The 22,759-nt window shown below is 71.9% G+C and carries 18 protein-coding genes; 7 read left to right on the top strand and 11 right to left on the bottom strand.

Going from position 1 to position 22,759, the window contains the following annotated elements; genetic code table 11:
- Positions 1-58 precede the first annotated feature (58 nt).
- The 6 genes from ACFC0Z_RS08490 to ACFC0Z_RS08465 form a co-directional block, all read right to left on the bottom strand.
- Positions 59-1,570 carry a sugar transferase gene (locus ACFC0Z_RS08490; RefSeq protein WP_376434171.1) on the bottom strand — a complete coding sequence of 504 codons (1,512 nt, stop codon included), beginning with the start codon at positions 1,568-1,570 and terminating at the stop codon, positions 59-61.
- Between the two features lie 413 nt (positions 1,571-1,983).
- Positions 1,984-2,454 carry a GNAT family N-acetyltransferase gene (locus ACFC0Z_RS08485; protein WP_376434169.1) on the bottom strand — a complete coding sequence of 157 codons (471 nt, stop codon included), beginning with the start codon at positions 2,452-2,454 and terminating at the stop codon, positions 1,984-1,986.
- A gap of 63 nt (positions 2,455-2,517) precedes the next feature.
- Entirely contained in the window at positions 2,518-3,384 is an 867-nt protein-coding gene (locus ACFC0Z_RS08480) for an alpha/beta hydrolase (RefSeq protein ID WP_376434167.1), read from the bottom strand.
- Between the two features lie 274 nt (positions 3,385-3,658).
- Positions 3,659-4,648: a M56 family metallopeptidase gene (locus tag ACFC0Z_RS08475; RefSeq protein WP_376434165.1), complete on the bottom strand. Its 990-nt coding sequence runs from the start codon at positions 4,646-4,648 to the stop codon at positions 3,659-3,661.
- Complete coding sequence (locus ACFC0Z_RS08470; protein ID WP_376434163.1) at positions 4,645-5,013, bottom strand: BlaI/MecI/CopY family transcriptional regulator; 369 nt, start codon at positions 5,011-5,013, stop codon at positions 4,645-4,647. Before ACFC0Z_RS08470 ends, ACFC0Z_RS08475 begins: the two co-directional genes overlap by 4 nt.
- Positions 5,014-5,104: 91 nt before the next feature.
- Positions 5,105-6,151 (bottom strand): NlpC/P60 family protein, encoded by a 1,047-nt coding sequence (locus ACFC0Z_RS08465; RefSeq protein WP_376434161.1) that lies wholly within the window; start codon positions 6,149-6,151, stop codon positions 5,105-5,107.
- A 192-nt stretch (positions 6,152-6,343) separates the two neighbouring features.
- Between ACFC0Z_RS08465 and ACFC0Z_RS08460 the strand changes: the two genes are divergently transcribed.
- Positions 6,344-6,748, top strand: a complete 405-nt coding sequence (locus ACFC0Z_RS08460) for a hypothetical protein (protein ID WP_376434159.1) — start codon at positions 6,344-6,346, stop codon at positions 6,746-6,748.
- A gap of 372 nt (positions 6,749-7,120) precedes the next feature.
- A complete protein-coding gene (locus ACFC0Z_RS08455) occupies positions 7,121-15,778 on the top strand; it encodes a SpvB/TcaC N-terminal domain-containing protein (RefSeq protein WP_376434157.1) in 8,658 nt (2,885 codons plus the stop codon).
- On the opposite strand, the gene ACFC0Z_RS08450 is transcribed toward ACFC0Z_RS08455, so the two are convergent.
- Entirely contained in the window at positions 15,768-16,274 is a 507-nt protein-coding gene (locus tag ACFC0Z_RS08450) for a GNAT family N-acetyltransferase (RefSeq protein ID WP_376434155.1), read from the bottom strand. The two genes, ACFC0Z_RS08455 and ACFC0Z_RS08450, sit on opposite strands and share 11 nt — an antisense overlap.
- A 116-nt stretch (positions 16,275-16,390) precedes the next feature.
- Between ACFC0Z_RS08450 and ACFC0Z_RS08445 the strand changes: the two genes are divergently transcribed.
- A complete protein-coding gene (locus ACFC0Z_RS08445; protein WP_376434153.1) occupies positions 16,391-16,807 on the top strand; it encodes a GNAT family N-acetyltransferase in 417 nt (138 codons plus the stop codon).
- A gap of 67 nt (positions 16,808-16,874) precedes the next feature.
- Entirely contained in the window at positions 16,875-17,309 is a 435-nt protein-coding gene (locus ACFC0Z_RS08440) for a VOC family protein (protein WP_376434151.1), read from the top strand.
- Positions 17,310-17,610: 301 nt separating this feature from the next.
- On the opposite strand, the gene ACFC0Z_RS08435 is transcribed toward ACFC0Z_RS08440, so the two are convergent.
- From ACFC0Z_RS08435 to ACFC0Z_RS08420, 4 genes are all read right to left on the bottom strand, one after another.
- Complete coding sequence (locus tag ACFC0Z_RS08435) at positions 17,611-18,009, bottom strand: serine hydrolase (RefSeq protein WP_376435025.1); 399 nt, start codon at positions 18,007-18,009, stop codon at positions 17,611-17,613.
- A complete protein-coding gene (locus tag ACFC0Z_RS08430) occupies positions 17,982-18,410 on the bottom strand; it encodes a serine hydrolase (RefSeq protein ID WP_376434149.1) in 429 nt (142 codons plus the stop codon). The genes ACFC0Z_RS08435 and ACFC0Z_RS08430 overlap by 28 nt, the downstream gene beginning before the upstream one ends.
- A 161-nt stretch (positions 18,411-18,571) precedes the next feature.
- Complete coding sequence (locus ACFC0Z_RS08425; RefSeq protein WP_376434147.1) at positions 18,572-19,114, bottom strand: 2'-5' RNA ligase family protein; 543 nt, start codon at positions 19,112-19,114, stop codon at positions 18,572-18,574.
- 85 nt (positions 19,115-19,199) lie between these two features.
- Positions 19,200-19,781, bottom strand: coding sequence for an RBBP9/YdeN family alpha/beta hydrolase (locus ACFC0Z_RS08420; protein ID WP_376434145.1), 582 nt, complete (start codon positions 19,779-19,781; stop codon positions 19,200-19,202).
- 74 nt (positions 19,782-19,855) lie between these two features.
- Between ACFC0Z_RS08420 and ACFC0Z_RS08415 the strand changes: the two genes are divergently transcribed.
- The 3 genes from ACFC0Z_RS08415 to ACFC0Z_RS08405 all read left to right on the top strand — a co-directional run bounded on the left by ACFC0Z_RS08415 (position 19,856) and on the right by ACFC0Z_RS08405 (position 22,755).
- Positions 19,856-20,464, top strand: a complete 609-nt coding sequence (locus ACFC0Z_RS08415; RefSeq protein WP_376434143.1) for a TetR/AcrR family transcriptional regulator — start codon at positions 19,856-19,858, stop codon at positions 20,462-20,464.
- A gap of 32 nt (positions 20,465-20,496) precedes the next feature.
- Positions 20,497-21,672, top strand: a complete 1,176-nt coding sequence (locus ACFC0Z_RS08410) for a citrate synthase (protein WP_376434141.1) — start codon at positions 20,497-20,499, stop codon at positions 21,670-21,672.
- An 84-nt stretch (positions 21,673-21,756) separates the two neighbouring features.
- Positions 21,757-22,755 carry a DUF2332 family protein gene (locus ACFC0Z_RS08405; protein ID WP_376434139.1) on the top strand — a complete coding sequence of 333 codons (999 nt, stop codon included), beginning with the start codon at positions 21,757-21,759 and terminating at the stop codon, positions 22,753-22,755.
- Positions 22,756-22,759 lie beyond the last annotated feature (4 nt).

Raw genomic sequence — 22,759 nt, 5'->3', positions numbered from 1 at the left:
CCTGCCTTCCGCACCCCGGCCGGACGATGGCACCCGTGTATCGGATGGCGCCCGTGCATCAGTAGGCCCCCTGTCCGTGCAGCACCGCACGGAGCGTCTTCCACAAGATCACCGCGTCGAGGGCGAGCGACCAGTCCTCCACGTACCGCAGGTCGAGCCGCACCGCCTCCTCCCACGGAAGGTCACTGCGGCCGCTGATCTGCCACAGGCCCGTGAGGCCGGGCTTCACCAGCAGCCGCCGCCGGATGTCCTGGTTGTACGCGGCCGTCTCCTCCGGCAGCGGGGGCCGCGGGCCCACCAGCGACATCGATCCGGTGAGGACGTTGAACAGCTGCGGGAGCTCGTCGAGCGAGTAGCGGCGAAGCACCGCCCCCACCCGGGTCACCCGCGGGTCCCTGCGGAGCTTGAACAACAGCCCCGCGCCCTCGTTGAGTTCGGCGAGTTCGTCGCGCGCCCGGTCGGCCCCGACCACCATCGTGCGGAACTTGAGGATGGTGAACTCCTGGCCGTCCTTGCCGACCCGGCGCTGGCGGTAGACCGCCCCGCCCCGGCTGTCGACGAGGACGAGCAGCGCGACGCAGAGCATCAGCGGCGTGAGCAGCAGGAGCAGCAGGGCCGCGCCCAGCCGGTCGACGATCCCCTTGACCGCGCGGCGGCCACCGGTGAACGTCGGCATGCTGACCCGCAGCAGCGGTATGCCGAGCACCGCGTCGATGTGCAGCCGCGGCCCGGCCACCTCCATGAGCACCGGCGCCACGATCATCTCGGCGTCGCTGCCCTCCAGGTTCCAGGCGAGTCGCTGGAGCCGGTCGGGCGACCAGTGCGGGTCGGGCGTGATGGCGACGACCCGGTAGCCGTCGCGGCGGACGTGTCCGGCGACGTCGGTCAACTGCCCCACGACCGGCACTCCGTCGAGGTGGCCCCGGTCGACGTGACCTGCGTCGCCGTGGCCGCCGTCGCGCCCGGCGGTCTCCGCCGTGCACACCGCCTCCACGCGCCAGCCGAGGTGCGGGAACCTGCGGGTCCTGGCGATCAGATCGCGTACGGTCGCGGGGCTCCCGGCGGCCAGCACCGGACGCAGACACCGGCCTTCGTTCCGCTGCTTGTGCAGCCACAGGCGGAGCAGGTACCGCTCCGTCATGGTCACGAGCGCGATGGCCGGCACCGCGACGAATATCCAGAGCTTGATGTTGTTCGAGCTGAGCGCTATCCCGCCGAGCGCCAGGACGACGGCGGCCGTGAACAGCGCACGTCCGAGCCGGCGGAACTCCTCGGCGCCCTGGCCGAGCACCGCCGGTGCCCACGCCCTGCCCACCGCGAGCGCGCCGAGCACGAGCAGCTCGGTGCCGAAGGCGAGGATGCGCCACTTCTCGTGCCAGTTCGCCGCGTCACGGGCGCCGAAGAAGCCGCCTATCGTCGCCACGACGAAGGCCGTGGCGGCGGTGTCGCTGACGATCACCGCACGGCGGTAGCGCTGCTCCCAGGCGATCGGGTGACGGGCGACTGCCGCCCTGTCGTCCACCCGCTCGCGAGTCGTAGGAAACGGGCTGATCAATTCCCGCTGCTGCACAGCCCCCCCAGGGCGTCAGAAAACCCGACGTGATCGCTTGACACGGTTCCTCCCCCTCAGGAGGATCCGCCTCCCGCGCCACTCCTCCCCTCGGGAGGCCCCCGCCTCCCGCGCCGCACTGATCTCTCGTCCAGAAGAGCATCATTTGTCGGCTCGTGTCCGATCATGTGAAGCACGGTCAATCTAGACCATGGGGACCCCTCTTGAGGGCAGATGTACGGAACTTGTGGGCAACCTTTGAAGACGGAGAGGCGTCGAGGGAGGCTCCCAACTCGCCCAAGATCACCGGAACTTGCCCCGCGACCTGTGGAGACTCCAGAATCAGGCCCTCCGGAATGGGGAGTTGGGCATCAAGATCGCCAACTCGGTTTCTTCCGCAGTCTGTTGAAAAGCCGCCAATCCGGCCGATTTCCTCAGGCCCCCGCGCCCCCGTGACCCTGCTCCCGAAGGTCCGGCCGGTGCCGCGGCAGGCCGAAGCCGGCCATCCGCTTCTCCTCGTACGAGAGGAAGCCCAGGCTCCGGTAGAACGCGTGGTTCCGCTCGCCCTCGGGGGAGTCCGCGTGATCGGTGGAGAGCAGGAAGAAACGGCAGTGCGCGTAGCGCCGCGTGAGCTCCTCGACGAGCGCCCGGCCCACCCCCTGGCGGTGATGGGCCGGGTCGACGACGACGTCCTGGACGTAACAGATGTGCTCGTCGTCGGAGACGGTCCGGGCCAGCCCGAGCAGGGCCCCCGAACCGTCCCGCGCCGTGAGGACGAGATGCGAGTTGCGCAGCCCGCGCACGAGCCGGTCGACGTCGGAGGTGTACCCCTCCCACGCGACGGCCGAGTAGAGCCGGAGCATCTCGTCCGGGTCGAAGGACTCCTCACGCGCGATGACGAACACGCCACACCCACTTCACGGCGCTGCCGCCGCATCGACGTTCGATTTACGTCGAACCTACCGGCCTCACCGGACGAGGTCGTCGAGCAGCCGGGCGAACGGCTCCGGGCGGCTGAAGTAGCCGACGTGGGAGGTCGCCAGGGTGTGCACGTCGAACGGGTTGTCCGGGGTCAGCGCGTCCGCCGCGCGGATCATGTGGTCCTGGACGGCCGGGGTGTTGCTGCGGTCCTGGGAGAGACGGACGTACGTGTGCGGGACACGGCCCCAGGCGTCGGCGTCGATCACGGCCCCGGGCTCCAGGACCGCGTGGTTCTCGTCCGGGTCGAGGGAGTCGAGCAGCAGCCGGAACTGGTGATCGGTGGAGTCCGCCATGACCGCCTCCTTCAGCTGGGCGAAGAGCGCGGGGTCGGCGTGGGCGGAGCGCCAGTTCAGCCGGACGACCCCGGGACCGGGCACGCCCGGCACGGCGATCCGGGCCGCCGCCGCGTCGAGGAGGTTGTCGTCGGCCACGTCCCACGGCTCCGTGAGCATCGCCGGATCGGCGATGCAGAGCGCGGAGAGGTAGACCACGCGGTCGAGGAGGCCGGGGACGGCGTTGGCGACGGCGGTGACCGTCAGCCCGCCGAGGCTGTTGCCGACCAGGACGACCGGCCCGCGCGCGGCGAGCCCGCGCAGGGTGTCGACCACGTGACGGACGTTGTCCTGGAGGGTCACGTCCCGCATCGGGGAGGGGGCGGCGGCGAGCGCCGCGAGGTCTTGCGGCTGCCGGTAGTACGCGGCGGGGGAGTCGGCGCGGTCGCCGTGGCCGGGGAGGTCGAAGGCGTACGAACGGTGGCCCAGCCGGGCCAGCGCGTTCTGCAACGGGCCCCAAGCCCGGGCGTTGCTGGAGCCGCCGTGAACGAACGCGAACGTGGGGCGCGGGAATGCGCGCATGGTGAGGATCCTCGTCATCCGGAGGGGAAAGGGCGTGGTGAACGCGAGGGCCTGTCCGGGTTCGCGTAGGAAGTCGCGCCGGAAAGGCCCTGGACCCCATGCCGGAGACGCCGGCGGCGGTGACGCACGCCGACGGGCCGACACGAAGGTCAGCGGGCCGACCGGATGCGGGTGGCGTGCCAGTTCTGGATGACGGAACTCATGGGACGGACGCTAACCCGCGGGACCGCGCGGGCGCGAGCGGTTTTTCCGGGGCTCGGGCGGTGGGTGCGGCTCAGCCCCCGGGCGGGCAGGCGACCGCGAGCGGCAGCAGCGGTACGGCGAAGGCGACGGCCGCCGCCGCGCCGCGGAGCGCCGGGTGCGGGGCCGGGAGCGCGCGGAGCAGGCGTTTCACGCGCAGCAGCGCGGTCGACGGCGACGTGGCAGCAGGCGGGGTCGTGCCCGGACGGCCGGCACCGCCGTGCGCCGCGAGCGCCCCCTTCGGGGCCCGGCCGGCGGCCAGCTCGTACATCGCCGTCGCGAGTTCCTCGCGCCGGTGGCTCCGCAGCGCGCGGTCGTCCGCGAGCATCTCGACGAGCACGGGCATCTGCTCCCGCGCGCGACGCGCCAGCGGCAGCCACGGGACGACGGCGGAGAAGGCCCGCGCGGCCGCGAGCAGCAGGTGGTGACGTCCGGCGACGTGCGCGCGCTCGTGGGCGAGGACGGCCCCGAGCTGCCCGGGCGTGAGCAGCCGCACGGCGCCGTCGCTCACGACGACACGCGGCCGGAAGCCGGGGAGGCAGTACGCGGCGGGCGCCTCGTGCGGAAGGACGGTCGCCCCGAGGCGCGCGGAGCGGACCCCGACCTTGTCGAGCCGGTCCCGGTGCCGTGCCCGCAGCGCCCCGCCGCGGAGGAGCCGCAGGGCGAAGGCGCCGAGGAACGCGGCGAGCGCCCCGAGCGGCAGAAGGGAGGTGGCGAGGTCGAGGCCGGTCACGCTCGACACGGGCCGCAGGACGTCGCCGAGGTCGATGCCGGCCCCGATCCCGACTCCGCACGCGTGCAGCAGCTCCCCGAGACCCGCCAGTCCGGCATGCACGTGCCCGTCGACCGAGGCGAGTTGGGCGACCGCGAGCACCACCGTGAGCACGAACGACACGATCAGGGCCAGCCACAGGGCCACCCCGAGGCCCGGCGCCCGGTGCGGCCAGGCGCTGCGCACCAGGACGTGCGGGGCCACCGCGCCGACGACGGCCGCGTACCCGAGAAGAGCGGGCGCCGCGTTCACGGCCGGGTCCGCCGTCCCACGGTCTTCAGAGCCTTCCGGAGCGCCTCGACCTCCTCGGGGTCCAGGTTCTCCACGAACCGGACGAGCGCGCCCTCGCGGTCCTCACTGGCCCCGAGGCCGTCCTCCATCAGCGCGGCCGAGTACGCCTCGCGGGAGGCGGAGGCGCGGTACAGCCAGACCCGGCCCTCGCGCTCGCGCGTCAGATGGCCCTTGTGGAAGAGGATGCTCGTCACCGTGGTGACCGTCGTGTAGGCGACCTCGCGGTGCCGGTTGATGTCGTCCACGACCTCGCGCACCGTCGCGGGGCGGTCCCACTTCCAGAAGCGGTCCATGATCTCCGCCTCGAGCTCGCCCAGCCGACGCATGGCCCGTTCCTCTTCCCAGTTCACCGTTCCGCGGTCCGCAGCCATAGTAGAGCGGCCCGGACGCCGTCGGCGGTGCCGGACGGGGCCCTGGTCAGCCGATGCGGACGCCCCACATGAAGGGCATGCCGCTGCGGGCGATGGACTCGTACCGCACCTGGGCCCCCGGCTTGGGGGAGTGCAGGATCTGCCCGTTCCCGGCGTAGAAGCCGACGTGGCTGAGGTCGGTGCGCATGATGACGAGGTCGCCCGGCCTGAGGTCGCCGAGGGAGTTGACGCGCGTCCCGGCGCTCGCCTGCGCCTGGGAGGTGCGGGGTATCGAGACGTCGGCCTGCCGGAAAGCCCAGGAGGTGAGTCCCGAGCAGTCGAAGGAGCCCGGGCCGCTCGCGCCCCACACGTACGGCAGTCCCACCCGGCTCCGCGCGGCGGCGAAGGCGGCGGCGGCCCGGCCCGAGGCGCTCGGCTGGCTGCCGAGCTCGACGCGGGCGCTCGCCCGGTTGGCGCGGGCCTCGGTCTCGGCGATCCGCGCGCGCTCCTTGGCCGAGAGGGTGTTGAGGAGGCGCCGGGCCTCGCGCAGCTTGCCCTGGATCTCCTCCTTCCGCCGCCCCGACTCCTTCTGTACGGCGTCGAGGTCGCGGAGCTTCCCCGCCGCCTCCGCGCGCTGCTGGCCGAGCGCCCGCTGCTGGGAGAGGAACTGCTGGAGCACGGCTGTCTGCCGGTCGCCGGCGCGGTCGAGCGCGGTCGCCCTGTCGAGGTACGTGTCGGGGTCCTCGGACAGGAACAGCTGGAGGGCCGGGTCGAGCCCGCCCGCGCGGTACTGGCCGGTGGCCACCGTGCCGATGCGGTCGCGGAGCGCGTTCAGCTGGGCCTGCTTGCGGGCGGCGGAGTCCTGGAGCGCCGCCACCTCCCGCTTGAGGGCGCCGGCCTTCTCGGTGGCGCCGTTGAACTTCTCGGTGGCCTGGGTCGCCTGCTCGTACAGCCGGTCCACCTGGGCCTGGACGCCCTTCTTGGTGGGGTCGGGGAGCGGGTCGGCGGAGGCGGAGGAGGCCCCGAGGGAGACGGTCGCGGCCGCCGCGGCGGTGGCGGTCAGGACGCTCGCGCGACGCGGACCGGGCTGCTTCGGGCGGCGGTGGGTGGCCACGACGGTGCTCCTTCTGCTCAGTGGTTTCGTAGATACTAAGCAGCTTAGAAATAAAGTCTCCGTATGGAGGCCGGTCCAGCTCCGATCCGTCCCCGACCGGTTTCGGATCCGCTCCGTTTGACAGCCCCCATCACCCGGCGTAGTCCGGAGGGAGGGGAACCTTCCGGGGGCGGCTCGGAAAGGAGTCCCATCATGCTGGGCGACCTGATCGGCGAGGAACTGGGCGAGACCACCGGCATCCGGGTGCTCTCGGCGGAAGGCGGCCACGCCGTCCTCGAGGCGTCCTTCCAGGCGGCCGGCACCCTGCTGGGCGTCGAGGTCAAGGACATGGGCACGTACGAGTCGGCCACGCGGCCCGACGGCACGCTCTTCGGCGAGGGCCAGGGTGTGCTCATGGCCAAGGACGGCGAGACCGTCACCTGGCACGGCTCGGGCGTCGGTCGCTTCGACGAGACCGGCGCCATCGACTGGCGCGGCGCGATCTTCTTCGAGACGGCGTCGACGCGCTTCGCCCGCCTGACGGGGATCGCGGGTGTCTTCGAGTTCCACGTGGAGGAGAGCGGCAAGGCCACGGCCAGGATCTACGAGTGGAAGTAGCGGTCTGACGGAGCGAAGGATCGGAACCGGTCAAGCGCGCCGCGCCACGCCGCGAACCGAAAGCTGTTTCGGACGGGTGCCGGAGACTCCGTTTGGCCCCTGAGTGGCCCATGATCACCCCGCCAAAACCGCACGATCGAGTGAACGGACGGGCTCCACAACTCCCTTGTCAACTGTCTCATTTGCGGCTTCTCTTGCGAGAAGTCCACGAGGACGATGGGGATGTTCAGGGGCTTATCGTACGTATTCCGTTTTCGTTCGTCGTGCGCGTGAAGGGTCGGGGCGAGGCTGATGACCGGTGGTGTACGCGGTCGGCGCTGGGCATTCCGGATTCCGTGGTCCACCCGGACACTCAGCCGGGGGCCGGCGCTCGTGCTGGCCCTCGCGCTGCCCGTCTCCATGGTCTCGGCGAGCGACACGATCGCGGCCCGCGCGGACCTTTCCGGCCGCCTCGGACCCGTCGCTGCGTCCGCGCCGGCGCCCGCGCTCGGCCGCTGCGTGCCCGGGACCCGGGCCCGGGCGAAGGGCCCGTCCGCGACACGCGCCTCGACGACGTGGGTCACCCCGGCCACGGGCGTGACCAAGCGCGTCGCCCGCGACGGCGCCGAGGTGACCCTCGCACCCGACGCCGTGTCAGAACCCACCCAGGTGGGCGTCCAGCCCCTCGACGGCACCTCCCTGCCCGGGCTCGGCGCGGGCATGGACAACGTCACCAAGGGACCCGTCGGCTACCGCTTCACCCCCACCCCGCACACCTTCGAGACCGGCATCACCGTCTCCCTCCCGTACGACCCCGCGGAACTCAAGGCATCGGGACACACCCCGGCCGACGTCCGGACCTTCTACTTCGACGAGGCGGGCACCTGCTGGCGCGCCCTCGACCGGATCGGCGTGGACGAGACCAAGCACGTCGTCGTCTCGCGCACCGACCACTTCACCGACATGGTCAACGCGGTCGTCACCACCCCCGAGGCCCCCGACCAGGTCTCCTCCGACCCCAACCAGATCAAGAACATCCAGGCCGCCTCGCCCGTCTCGGGCGTCAACCAGATCGCCGCGCCCACCGCCAACAACCAGGGCGACGCCCGGCTCGCGTACCCCCTCGAACTGCCCCCGGGCCGCGCCGGCCTGGCGCCGTCCCTCTCCGTGGCCTACGCCTCCTCGGCCGCCGAGACCTGGCTCGGCACGGGCTGGGACCTGTCCGTCCCCTCCCTCTCCGTCGACACCCGCTGGGGCGTGCCGCGCTACGACAAGGACCGCGAGACCGAGACGTACGTCCTCGGCGGCGAGGAGCTCGCCCCCGTCGCCCACCGGGGCACCCCCGGCCCCCGGAGCACCGGCGACAAGGTCTTCCACCCGCGCGTGGAAGGCGGCTTCGAACGCATCGTCAGGACCGGCGACTCCCCGTCCACCTACGCCTGGACGGTCACCGACAAGACCGGCACGCGCTTCCGGTACGGAGGCGAGGGCGCCACGCTCGCCGACGACGCCGGCAACGTCTTCTCCTGGGGCCTGCGCGAAGTCCGCGACCCGCACGGCAACACCGTGCGCTACGACTACGCCCTCGTCCAGGACCCCGGCGTCGCGGGCGGCACCGTCCCCGGCCGCGCCCTGTACGTCAAGCGGATCGCGTACACCGGGCGCGGCGACACCGCCGGGCCCTACACCGTCACCTTCGTCCGCGACCGGGACCTCGGCGAGCCCCGGCGCCCCGACGTGTCGATCGACGCCCGCGGCGGCTTCAAGCGGGTCACCGCCGACCTCCTGCGCCGCGTCGAGGTCCGCTTCCAGGACCGCCCGATCCGCACCTACACCCTCGGCTACACCACCGGCGCGTTCCACAAGACGCTGCTCACGTCGATCGCCCAGTCCGGCGCGGACGGCAAGGAGTTCAACCGGCACACCTTCGAGTACTTCGACGACATCCGCGACGCGAACGGCGCCTACGAGGCCTTCGCCCGGGTCAACTGGACCTCGCCCGACGACGACGTCCGCAACAGCGTCGTCAACACCGTGAACCCCGGCTCGGGCGAGGCCGGCGCCCTGCACGGCAACACCTCGAAGACCATCGGCGGCCACCTGTACGTCGGCTACGGCGTGAGCCCCTCGAAGAGCAGCTCGGCCGGCGTCAAGGCGGGCTTCAGCAGTACCGGTGACGAGGGCATGCTCTCCCTCGTCGACGTCGACGGCGACAGCCTCCCCGACAAGGTGTTCGAGGACGGTGACGACTTCGTCTTCCGCAAGAACCTCTCCCGCCCCGGCGGCCAGCCCCGGTTCGCGGACACCACCGCCCCCCTGCGCAACCTGCCGGGCATCCTCAGCGAGACCGCCAACTCCCTGACCGTCGGGATCGAGGGCTTCCTCGGCGTGGCGTCGGCACAGCTGGACTACGTCGACACCGTCTCCACCACCCGACGCTACTTCAGCGACGTCAACGCCGACGGCGTGATCGACCTCGTCGACGGCTCCTCCGTCCGCTTCGGCCGCGTCGACGACGACGGCGGCGTCACGTACGGCTCCGCCGCACAGACCCCGGTGCCGATCGGCGCCGGACAGGTCGACACCGGAAAACTCCTGCCCGACCTCGACGCCGAGCGCGAGCGGCGCATCGACTCCTCCCCGCTGGTGGACACCGTCCGCCGCTGGACGGCGCCCTACGACGGCATCGTCCGCGTCACCGGCACCGTCGCCCTGAAGAAGACGACCGTCCAGGCGGACTTCGCCCATCCCGACGGCGTCCGGGTCGCCGTGCAGCACGAGGACACCGAGCTGTGGACCCGGCGCATCGAGGACGGCGACCACACCGCGTACACCCCGGAGGGCGTCGACGCCGTCACCGTCAGGCGCGGCGACCGGCTGTACTTCCGGGTCGGCTCCGTCCTCGACGGCGCCGGGGACGAGGTCGCCTGGGACCCGACCGTCGCCTACGCCGGATTCCAGGCGACCGACGCGAGCGGGCTGCCCCTGCACTCGTACACCGCGTCCGAGGACTTCACCCTCGCCGGCCGGGCCATCACCGCCGAGTCGCCGGTGGCCGGCACCCTGCACCTGAGCGGAGACGTCCGGAAGACGGCCGCGACCAGCGACGACGTCACCGTCCGCATCACCCAGGCCGGCACGACGGTCTTCGAGAAGACCATCCGCGCCGCCGAGACCGGCACTTTCCCGGCCGACGTCACGATCCAGGCCACCAAGGGCCAGAAGCTCCAGTGGCGGATCCTCGTCGACTCGCCCGTCGACGTCACCGCCCTGGAATGGACCCCGCTCGCCCGCTACACGACGGCCGAGGGCATCCGGAAGGTCGCGGCGGACCGGCCGCTCGAGTTCCGCCCGCCGTACGACATCGACACCTACGTGCCCTCGGGACCCGGCGGCGTGCAGCGGCCGGTGGCCGCGCCGGGCAGCGGCACCTTCGCCGTCACCGCGCACGTCACGACGAACCCGGTCGCCACCGGACGGCTCGTGCTCACCGTCAAGAAGAAGAACGGACTCCTCGCCAAGCGGTTCTTCGACATCGGCGACACACCCTCCGTCCAGGTCTCCGCCCCGGCCGGCGAACCCCTGTACGTCGACATCACCGCGCCCACGGCCGAACTGGCCGCGAGGATCACGAGCGCCAAGGTCTCCGTCGGCGGCGGCGGACTCGTCCCCGCCACCGTGCAGGCCCCGTCCACCGAGGACGTCTTCGCCCGCCAGTACCGCGGCTGGTCCACCATCGGCTACAACGGCAACCGGGACCGCGCCACCCAGCCCATCAAGCAGTCCGAGCTCACCGCCCAGAAGATGAAGGAGAGCCTCCCCGAGGACGTCGACGTCGAACGCGACCGCCCGGCCTTCGAGAAGAACCCGAAGATCACCCCGCCCGCCGCCGTCCCCTTCGCCCCCAACCCCGAACACCACCGCTGGGGCTCGGGGGAGTACACCTGGGCCGCACCGGGCACGGCCTCCAGCTCCCGCTTCGGCGGCCAGACCATCGGCCTGCCCACCGCCGACTCCCTCGCCTCCGCGTACGCCGTGCCCCGCATGTCCCACTCCTGGCAGCTCTCCCTCACCGGCGGCATCGGCGGCGGCGTGGGAAGCCTCGGAGGCAGCCTCGCCACCGGCACGTCCAGCGGCGAGACCGACTACCTCGACATGAACGGCGACGGCTTCCCCGACGTCGTCGGCTCCGGCGGCGTCCAGTACACCGACCCGACCGGCGTCCTCGGCGCCACCCGCGGCTCCGTCCCCGACGACGCCATCCGCTCCACCGAGACCCGCAGCGGCAACGCCAACGCGGGCAGCGCCGCCCGCACCATCGCCACCGGCCGCGGCCACGCCGCACCACCCGCCCACGGCAGCTCCACCACCTCCTCGTCCGGCGACGACATGCCGCCCTTCGGCTTCGGCGGCGAGTACGGCGGCAACACCGCCGACACCTCGTACGACCTGCTCGACATCAACGGAGACACCCTCCCCGACCGCGCCTACGAGGACGGCCGCGTCGCCCTCAACCTCGGCTACCGCTTCGCCGCCCCCGAACCCTGGCCCGGCGGCAAGCTCAACGCGGGCAGCGGCACCACCATGGGCCTCAGCATCGGCTTCAGCACCGACTTCTACGGCTTCGGCGGCGGCGGCTCCTTCCACCAGCAGACCACCTCCACGAAGGACTCCCTCGCCGACGTCAACGGAGACGGCCGCGTCGACCGCGTCCACGAGGGCAACCCCGTCACGGTCGCCCTCAACACCGGCTCCGGCTTCGCCCCCGCCGTCCCCTTCCGCGGCAGCCTCGACGGCATCAACGCCGACGTCAACGCCCAGCTCGGCGGCGGCGTCTACTTCACCGTCCCCATCTGCTTCATCGCCGGCTGCATCATCATCAACCCCGGCGTCAACCTCTCCACCGGCGCCGCCCGCGCCCAGCAGATGATCCGCGACATCGACGGCGACGGCCTCGCCGACCACCTCTCCTCCGACGAGGACGACGAACTCGTCGTCGCCGCCAACCGCACCGGCCGCACCAACCTCCTCAAGAACGTCACCCGGCCCCTCGGCGCGCGCGTCGAGCTGACGTACCAGCGCGACGGCAACACCTACGACCAGCCCGGCTCCCGCTGGCTCCTCTCCGGCACCCGCGTCCACGACAACCTGCCCGGCGACGGCCCCGACACCCAGGCGCACTCCTTCACGTACGAGAAGGGGAAGTACGACCGCCTGGAGCGCGAGTTCCTCGGCTACGGCACCGTCACCAGCACCGAGCTCGCCGAGGACGCCAAGCCCTACCGGTCCACCGTCCGCGAGTACAGCACCCACAGCCACACCACCCGCGGACTCCTCACTCGCGAGGCCGTCACGGACGCCGGCGGCGCCCTCTTCACCGAGACCGTCAACACGTACGCCCTCCGGGACGTCGTCCCCGGCTCCGTCGCCCCGGAACTGGAGCGCACCGAAGCCCGCTGGTACGACGGCCGGGGCGGCACCACCCCGGGCAAGACCACGTCCACCGAGATGACCTACGACGATCTCGGCAACCTCACGCGCAAGGTGGACTACGGCGAACCCGGCGCCGCCGACGACGTCGAGACCAGGACCGGCTACACCAGCTGCACCGACACCCACATCGTGGGCATCGGCAGCACCGTCGAGGTCCGCGGCGGCGGACGCCTGATGCGCTCGCGCGTCGCCGACGTCGACTGCGCCGACGGCGAGGTCACCCGCCACACCGCCCAGCTCGACGACGGCACGACCGCCGTCACCGACCTCACCTACTATCCCGACGGCACCCTCGAGACGATCACCTCGCCCGAGAACCACCGGGGCCAGCGCTACCGGCGCACCTACACCTACGACGCCGAGACCGGCACGCACGCCACCTCCATCGAGGACAGCCACGGCTACCGCTCGACCGCCGCGTACGACCCGCGCTACGGCCTCCAGACCGAGTCCACGGACATCAACAACCAGACGACCAGCTCCACCTACGACGAGATCGGCCGCCTCACCACCGTCACCGGACCCCACGAGCAGGGCGGCGGCCGCCCCACGATCGCCTTCGCCTACCACCCCGAAGCCCCCGTGCCGTACGCGATCACCCGCCACCTCGACCGGGACGCCACCGGCCGGGCCAGGGACGACACGATCGACACCATCGGCTTCTCCGACGGACTCGGCCGCATCGTCCAGACCAAGAAGGACGCCACCGTCGGCGGCCAGGACGTCATGACCGTCACCGGCCGCACCGTCTTCGACGCCCTCGGCCGCTCGGTCGCCCAGTACTACCCCGTCACCGAACCCAAGGGCGAGGCCAACACCGCCTTCAACAAGACCCTCGACACCGTCCGGCCGGCGACCGTCACCCACGACGTCCTCGACCGCCCCCTGCGCACCGAACTCCCGGACGGGACCACGACCTCCGTGGCGTACGGCTTCGGCGAGGACCGCGACGGCACCACCCGGTTCGAGACCGTCTCCACCGACGCCAAGGGCAACCCCACCGCCTCCTACAGCGACGTCCGGCAACAGCAGACGGGCATTCGCGGACCCGGCGCCAAGACCGGCGACGCACCGATCTGGACCAGCTACGCCTACGACCCGCTCGGCTCGGTCACCAAGGTCACCGACGACCGGAACAACGTCACCACCTCTGCCTACGACAACCTCGGCCGCCGCACCGTCGTCGACTCACCCGACGCCGGCCGCACCGTCACCGACTACGACCCGGCGGGCAACGTCGTCCGGCTCCGGACCGCCAACCTCGCCGCCAAGGACCAGGCCCTCACCTACACGTACGACTACGACCGCGTCACCGAGATCCACCACCCCGTCTTCACCCACAACGACGTCCGCTACACGTACGGAGCCCCCGGCGCCAAGTACAACGCCGCGGGCCGGGTCACCAGGATCGAGGACGCCGGCGGCGACCTGACCCGCCGTTACGGTCCCCTCGGCGAGGTCACCGAGGAGATCCGCACCCTGCCCGGCCCCGGGCCTCAGGTGCGCACCTTCGGCACGGCCTACCGCTACGACGCCCTGGGCCGCATGCTCACCCTCACCTACCCGGACGGCGAGCTGCTCTCCTACACGTACGACAGCGGCGGTCGCATCGCCGCGGCCGTGGGCACCAAGAAGAACTACGACTACACGTACCTCCGCTCGCTCACGTACGACAAGTTCGGCGACCGGGACACCCTCCAGCTCGGCAACGGCACGCGCACCACGTTCACGTACGGCGCCGAGGACCGCCGCATGGCCAGCCTCACGTCCACCCTGCCGACGGGCTCCGTCTTCCAGAACCTGGCGTACACGTACGACGCCAACGGCAACCTCGCCACCCAGAAGAACAACACCGAGCTTCCGCAGGAGGCACCGAAGCTCGGCGGCCCGACCGAGCACACCTACACCTACGACAACCTGAACCGGCTCACCGCCGCCAAGGGCTCGTTCCAATTCACGGCCAACAAGACCGACCGCTACACGTACTCCACCTCGTACGACACGATCGGCAACATCACCGAGAAGGACCAGGACCACCGCATCGTGGTGGGCGACGTCCACGAACAGATCCAGCACCCCACCACGTACCAGCACGCGTACGGCTACGCGTCGACGCGCCCGCACGCCCCTTCCGCGATCGGTCGCTCGACGCTCTCCTACGACGCCAACGGCAACCTGATCGACAGCGTCACCGCCGTGCCGGGCAAGCCGCGCCGCCAGCAGATCTGGGACGAGGAGAACCGCCTCGCCTGCGTCCACGACACGTCGAGGAACGAGACGCAGCCGCAGGACCCGTCCGCCTGCACCAGGCCCGGCAAGCCGCCGACGGTCCGTTTCCTCTACGACGACCAGGGCACCCGCCTGGTCAAGGACGGCGCCCAGGTCACGTTCTACCCGAACCAGTACTACACGGCCCGCGCCCCCGCCGAGTTCAAGCACGTGTTCGCGGGCGGCGTCCGCATCGCCACCAAGACGTCGAAGCCCGGCGAGGCCTACGAGAAGGACCAGTTCTTCTTCCACGGCGACCACCTGGGGTCCTCGAACTTCGGCTCGGACGCCGACGGCCGCCTCGCCGAGCACCTGGACTACTTCCCGTCGGGCGAGCCCTGGGTTGACGAACACCCGGGGAACAAGGACCCCTACGGCTTCACGGGCAAGGAGCTCGACCAGGAGACCGGGTACACATACCACGGGGCGCGCTACTACGACGCGCGCGGCGGAATGTGGCAGTCCACCGACCCGGCCCTGGGCAAGTACTTCGACAGCGGCCCGAACGAAGGCGTCCACAAGCCGTCCAACCTGCAGCTGTACGGCTACGCGTACCAGAACCCCCTGCGCTACACGGACGCGGACGGCCGCGAGCCCAACACCCCCTTCAACGTGGGGTCGTTCCTCCGGGAGACGTACACGCTCCACCACGACCAGGCGATCACGATGGCGGCGTCGCAACTCGCGGGCCGCGGCCTGGTCACGATGCACCTCCAGTCACAGGTGGGCGGTCTCAACCCGAAGAACGTCATCAAGTCGATCGGTGGCCGAGCCGACCTCATCCTGTGGACCGACAAGATCGTCTACGTCTGGGACGTCAAGCACAAGGGCGGCCAGGCGGAGGCCGACGGCCCGAAGGAGGTGGCGTGGTACGTCGCCGGCCTCACGGCCGAACTGCGGGCGAAGGGCGACATGCGCGAGGTGGTGGCGGGCTACGACATCGCTCCCATGGCGGCGCCGTCGCGCACCATGCCCAACACCACCGTCGAGGTCGAGTCGTCGGCCAAGTTCCCGGGCTCGGGAACCATCACCTACGAACTGACCCAGCGCAAACCGAAGGAGGTCCCGGTCCCCGTGGCCGTACCGGACCGGAAGGCGGAACGTCCCACGTCGGAGACCGTGGGACTGGTCGTGGGGGGAACCGCCCTCATCGTCACCGCGGCCGTCCTGACAGTGGGCACCGTCGCCGAGGACTTCGCCACCCTCTGCGCCGGCTGCTTGGACGACCCGATCTCCTTCGGAGCGGCAGCGGTCATGGCGCGGAAGGGCTGGGAAATGATCACCCAATGACCTGCCGGGGGGTCACGTCCAGAACCATCGTGTCCGCGTCGCCGCACCGCCCGACCCGGGTGAAGCCGAGGGCGGTGTAGAGGCGGACGGCGGGGTTGCCGTCCTCGACGCTCAGACTCAGCCGAGCGACCGGGGACGGCCCCTCGGCGGCGGCCCGGATCAAGGCCTCCATCAGGACCCGGCCGAGTCCGCGGCCACGATGCCCGGGCAGCAGGCCGACGGTCAGCTCGGGAACGTCCGCTGCGACGAAGCCGTACCCCGGCTCGCTCTCGGAAAGACACCGCGCCCACGCCGCGCCGATCGGCTCGCCGTCCTCGCTCTCCACGACGACCCCGAAGTCGCCCGTGCGGGGCCACCCCACGACGTACCGCGAGGCCTGCGGTTCGCTGTCGAGCCTTTCGGCGGTGAACCGTTGCTCGCCGGTCCAGTTGTACGCCTCCAGCAGGATGCGCCGGAGGAAACCGGCGTCGGCGGCGGTGGCGGTGCGAACGGACATCGACGTCCTCCGGGTCCGGGAGCAGTGCGGGCCGATCGACGGTAGGAGCCCCCGCGCCCGTCGGCAAGGGGAATTCCCCTGGCGGTGCGGTGCGGAGACAAGGCAGCCTTCCGGGCATGACCACCACGGACGCGTCGCGCGACGACGACGACGAGACACTGACGGCACGCCCCGACCTCACGGACGCCGACCTCAACGACCTGTTCACCGCCTCGTGGCCGGGCCACCGGCCGACCTCCTTCGCGCCGCAGCTGGCCCGCAGCCTGACGTGGATCGCGGCGCACCGAGGAGACCGACTGGTCGGCTTCGTCAACGTCGTCGGCGACGGCGGCGCGCACGCCTTCGTCCTCGACACCACCGTCCACCCGGACGCACGCCGACAGGGCCTCGGGATCCGCCTGGTGAACGCGGCCACCGCCGAGGCGAGGGCCCTCGGAGCCGAATGGCTGCACGTCGACTACGAGCCGCACCTGGAGTCCTTCTACGCCCAGTGCGGCTTCCGCCCGACGGCGGCCGGACTCCTGCGCCTCTGAACGAGCCGACATACCCCCGGCCGAAAAAGAAGATGAGCGGGCGAACGCGCGCTGCTACGTTGGCCGAATGGCAACGATCAAGGAAGTCCAGATCACCTTCGACTGCGCCGACCCGGAGCGCGTCGCGCGCTTCTGGTGCGAGGTGCTGGGCTACGTAGCACCCGAGCCGCCCGAGGGCTTCGACTCCTGGGACGCGTACAACGCCACGCTGGCGCCCGAGGAGCGCGGCGCCTGGTTCGCGTGCAGTGACCCCACCGGGGCGGGCCCGCGCCTGTACTTCCAGCGCGTCCCCGAGGGCAAGGTCGCCAAGAACCGCGTCCACGTCGACGTCCGCGCCGGCAAGGGCCTGGTGGGCCAGGAGCGCCTGACCACGCTGGAGGCCGAGTGCGAGCGCCTCGTCGCCCTGGGCGCGACCCACCTGAAGACGCTGTACGCCGACGAGGAGAACGAGTCCTGCATCAACATGCAGGACGTCGAGGGCAACGAGTTCTGCCTCGACTGAGCAAGCCGTCCGCCGCGAGGCGGCATCTCCGCGCCCTGCCGGTCAGCCTTCCGGCAGGGCGCGGAATTGCGTGGCCGCCCCCAGGCGCTGCCGATACGGTCCAGGTCCCAGGCCCGCCGGAGCGGCGGCGCCGCGTACCGAGGACGATTCGCATCACAGCTTCCATCCGGTCCTGCTGGGTCCCGGCCGAGGAGCTGGACGACTTCAACGCGCGGATCGTGGGCGTGATCGAGGTCGTCCACGAGTTCCGCTGAGAGTTCCGTCGAGTGGGCGGTGGGGCGGGCGCCCGGCGTGCTGGGCGTCAGAGGATGGCGCAGAGCGCGTCGCGCGCGCCGTACAGGAGCGCCAGTTGGCCCTGGGTGTCGCTGGCTCCGTGGTATTCGTTGCCCATGACCACGACCGCCTTGCCGCCGTCCTCGCTGACGAACCACCGGCTGGCGTAGCCGATCACGTTGCCGCCGTGCGACCAGAACGTCTTGGTCCCGGAGGCGCAGTCGTACGTCCAGTGGTTGGCGCCCATGCCGCCGGGCTGGCCGGCGCCGTCGAGCGGCACGCTGCTCCGCAGGGTGGCCATCTGCGCGGCGGGCAGCAACTGCCCGCTGAACACGGCCTGGAGGAACCTCGCCTGCTCGTCGAGCGTGGACACCATCGCGCCGGCGGGGCCGAAGAGGCTCACGTTGGAGTTGGTGGCGTCCTGGATCGGGGGCTGCCAGCCGAGCCAGAGCTCCGGCCACTTCCAGCCTCGGACGTAGTTGCCGTAGACGTGGGGGTGTCGTTGAGGGAGAGCCTGCCCTCCGCCTCCAGTTGAAGGACCGTGACGGCGGTGAACAGCTTCGTGTTGCTGCCGATCCGGAACTTGGCGGCCGGGTCGATCGGCTGCGTCGATCCCGCCGTGCTGGACCCCGCCTTGACGTAGGTGGTGGACTGCCCGTCGCGGATCAGGCCCATGGCGCCGGGGTACCCGCGGCTGACGCCCAGCGTGACACCGTTCTGCAGCGCGGCGACCGCATCGACCGTGCTCGCGCCGGCCGCCGGGGCGGTGCCGACCATTACGGCCAGACCGGCCGCCGCGCCTAACAGGGCCGTACGGATTCTTCGCATGAGTGACTCCTCGCCGACTGACACGTGCCGACGCCACCCGCGTACCGCGGGTAACGGCCGGACGCTATCCGTGCCGCCGAAGGAGTTCAACGCTTCCGTGTGGTCGATTTCCGGAGGGAGACCGCCGGCGTGTCCGGCGGGTGACACCCGTCGCCGCGCGGTCATTCCCCGAGTGCGAACGACTCCCGTACCTGCCACGTCTCGCCGTCGTGCACGATGAGTTCGACCGACGAGACACGGCACGTGAAGGGGAGCCGCCCCGCGAGGTCGGCCTCGATCTCCTCCAGGGTGGCGTCCTCCTGTCCCAGGGCGACCGTCAGGTGCGGGACGACGTTCGCGTGACGGCCGCCGTACGGCGGAGCCTCCGGCCAGCGCGCGGCGACGGTCTCCGTCAGGCGGCGCAGCGGTTCGGCCGGTTCGGGGGAGAGGTGGAGAACTCCCGGGAACCGCCCGCAGTGCGCGAACCGCAGCTCGAAGGCGGGGTGGCCGCCCAGGACTTCTGCGAGGGCGGTACGGACGCCCGCGTCGACGACGCTCGCGTTCAGGAACGGGAAGAGCACGGTGACGTGGGCGGGAACGCCGGCCCGGGCCGAGGGGTCGCAGCGTTCCCGCCATCGGCCGACCGACGGCTCCGCCTCCGGGACGCGGACGATCAGGGCCGTCTGACCTGCCTGGAAGGGGGTGGTGGTGCTGTCATCTGCCATAGCGCCGCATGGTGTCATCCCCACCGGAGGCGGCGCGGCCCCTTTTCGCCCCGCCGCCCCCTCTCCCCCTGCCCCGTCTCTCCGCTCAGGCGTCCAGCAGCTCCGTGACCAGTCGCACGGCCTCCGGCACCTCCACGTGGTCGTCCGGCGTCGCCCCGAAGTGGCCCCCGTCCGGCGTGACGACGGCCGTCGCGCCGAGGCCCCGGACGAACAGGCCGACGTGCTCGGCCGGGTCGGGCTGGTTGACCGGGTCGTCCATGGCCTGGAGGACGCGGAAGCCCCGCGCCGCCCGCCGGATCCGCTCCCAGTCGAAGCCGCCCTCGAAGAACTCGGCGAGCGCGTCGTATCCGACCTCGTGCGCCGATCCGGCCACCAGGAGGACGCCCGCGAACACCCCGTCCACGGCCGGGTCGTGCCGCTCCAGGAAGCGCAGCACGTTCACCGCGCCGATGCTGTGCCCGACGAGCACGGTGGACTCGGCGGGTCCGGCCGCCCGGACCGCCTCGCCGTACGCCGTGCGCCACGGCTCAAGGCGCGGCGCGCCGGTGTCCGGAAGCCGCGGCACGGTGACCCGGTGCCCGGCCGCACCCAGCTCCTTGGCCAGGTAGGGGAACCACACGCTGTCGTCGCTCGCGCCGTACCCGTGCGACACCACGATTTCACTCATGATCAATCCACTCCCCGTAATCAAAACGATCCGTCGCGTTTCGATTAAAGCTAGCACACTGCTAGCGTGAGTACGTGCCCACCGGAGAAACCCCCACCCGCCGCACCGGCGGACGGACCCGCAACCAGGACGCCCACCACGCCGTCCTCGCCGCCGCGATCGAGCTCGTCGAGGAACTCGGCTACCAGGCCGTCACCATCGAACGCGTCGCCACCCGCGCAGACGTCGCCAAGAGCACCATCTACCGCTGGTGGAAGTCGAAGGCCGTCCTCGTCATGGACGCCTACCGCGCCACCGTCGAGCAACGCATGCCCGAACCCGACACCGGCGACATCGCGGGCGACCTGACCGCCTTCACCACCGCCCTCTACGGGGTGTCCGAGCACGCCCTGCGCATGCGGGCCTTGCGCGGGCTCATGGCCGAGGCCCAGCTCGACCCGGCCTTCGCCGACGCCTTCCGCGAGTGGGTGGAGACCCGCCGCGCCGTCGTCCTCGCCCTCCTCGCACGCGGAGTCGACCGGGGCGAACTCCCGCCCACCGCCGACCTGGAAGCGGCGACCGACCGGCTCTTCGGCCTCTTCTGGTACCGCCTGCTCGTCGGCCACCAGCCCCTCGACCCCGGCGAGGCCGCAGCACACGTCGCCCAACTCCTCCACGGCCTCGGCGCGCCCCGCCCGCGATGAGCAAGCCACCCAAGGGGGTACGCGGTCCGTGGATGACCTCGGAGCAGGCGGCCGCGGCCCTCGGCGTGCGGCTGCCGACGCTGTACGCCTACGTGTCGCGAGGCGTCATCGACCGCGAGGTCGCGGCGGACCCCAACGGATTGCGCGTCTCCCGGTTCCGCCGCGAGGACGTCCTGAAGCTCGCCAGAGCCCGCAGCCGCCCCCGGGCGGGCACGTGGTCGCCCCTGATCGAGTCCGACGTGACGCGGCTGGACGCCTCCGGGCGACTCGCCTTCCGGGGTGCGGACGTCACGACCTGCGCGGAGTGGGGGTACGAACGCACGGCACGGCACGTCCTCGGCGACGAGTCGTCCGAGTCGTCTGAGCCGTCTGAGCCGGACATGCCCGGCGAGCCCAGCGCACCCGACAAGCCCAACGCACCCGACAGGCTCTGGCTCACCGCCCCCGAGCAGCCGCGGGATCCCGCTCCGGGGAGGGCCACGGACGTGATCCGCGGGACCGTACTGCGCCTGGCGGCCGAGGACGAGCAGCGCGAGCGTACCGACGCCGCCCACTGCCGCCGCGTGGCGGAAACGGCGATCACAGTGGCCACGGCAGCGCTGACGGGCCTCCGGCAGGGCACGGTAGCCGAACGCCTCGCCCGCCACTGGGCACCCGAAACACGGGCCGGCGGGGGCGCGCTCATCGCGGCCGTCGACACCGCTCTCAGCGTCCTCGTCGACCATGAACTCACCGCCTCGACCCTCGCCGCGCGCGCCGCGGCCGGTGTCCGCGCCGACCCGTGGATGGTGCTGCTCACGGGCCTCGCCGCGATGAGCGGCCCCTCGCAGGCGGGCGCCTCCGCGCACGCCCTGGCGGCGCTACGGGCGTGGGGGAGGAGCGGGACCGTACCCGAGGAGCCGGTCGCCGGGTTCGGCCACAAGGTGTACACCGGCCCCGACCCCCGAGCCGTCCTCCTGCTCGACCGCGTCGCGGCCGTCCGCCCCGCGACGGCGGACGCCATCGACGAACTCGCCGTCGCCATGGCGCGGAAGCACAGCCTCCACCCGAACATCGACATCGCGCTCGCGGGCCTGATCGTCGCGGCGGACCTCCCGGACGACGCGGGCGATGTCGTCTTCACGCTCGCCCGCATTCCGGGCCTGATGGCGCACGCCCTGGAGGAGTACCCGCACGGCCTGCGCCTCCGCCCGAGGGCCCTGTCCTGAGCCGGCGCCCTCAGAGGTCCCCGGAGGGGCATGTTGACTCCATCAACATCGACGCCGCGACCGAGGGTCGACGACTCTCCCTCCATGACCGACGAGATCGCCGCCATCGCCCTGCACACCGCTGCCCGCTACCGCGCCTTCGCGACCACGGAGGCCGCCGGATCGTCCCCGACCTTCGTGCGCTGGGCCGGGACACTCGCCGATGACGAGGACCTGCTGGCCCTCCTCGCCGGGCTGCCGCGCGACAAGCGGCAGCCGAACCTGGTGTTCGCCGCAGCGCGCCTGCACGGCGCGCTCCCGGGCGACGCGGACTCGCTGCGCGAGGTCCTCACCTCCCGGTGGACCGCCGTCGAGGCCACGATCCGCACGCACGCGACCCAGACCAACGAGGCCGCTCGCTGCGCGGCGATCCTGCTGGGCCTGCGGCAGATCCCCGGCCCCGGCCCGATCGCCCTCCTCGAACTCGGCTCGGCCGCCGGCCTGTGCCTGATCCCGGACCGGTACTCGTACGCGGTCGACGGCACCGCCCTCCTGCACCCATGCACGGGCCCGAGCCCCGTGACGGTCGATGTCCACCTGGGCGAGGGCCTCGAACTCCCGGCCACGATGCCGGACATCGCATGGCGCGCGGGGCTCGACCTGAACCCCCTGGACCCCGCCGACCCCGACACCCTCGCCTGGCTCCGGACCCTCGTCTGGCCCGAGCACGAAGCCCGCCGGGCCCGCCTCGCCGCGGCTGCCGCGCTGACGGCCCAGCACGGTGTACGCGTGGTCGCCGCCGACCTGCGGAACGGCCCGGCAATGGCCCTGGACACCCTGGCCGCCGAAGCTCCTCGCGACGCGACGCTCGTCGTCACTCACTCCGCGACCTTCGCCTACCTCGACGAACCGACCCGTCGCGCGACGGCGCGGCACGTCGCCGCCCTGGGCGCCCACCGCATCGGCTACGAAGCCCGGGGGATCGACCCGGCGGTCCCCGACCTCGACATCCAGGTCACCCCGAACACGTCCTTCGTGGCCGCGCTGGACGGAAAGCCCTACGCCCTGGGCGACGGTCACGGCACCGTACTGACCCGCCCCTGACGGG

The sequence above is a fragment of the Streptomyces sp. NPDC056144 genome, assembly GCF_042264145.1.
Taxonomy (GTDB): Bacteria; Actinomycetota; Actinomycetes; order Streptomycetales; family Streptomycetaceae; genus Streptomyces.
The sequence above is the reverse complement of the archived record's forward strand: the minus strand, read 5'-3'. Positions and strand labels throughout refer to the sequence as shown.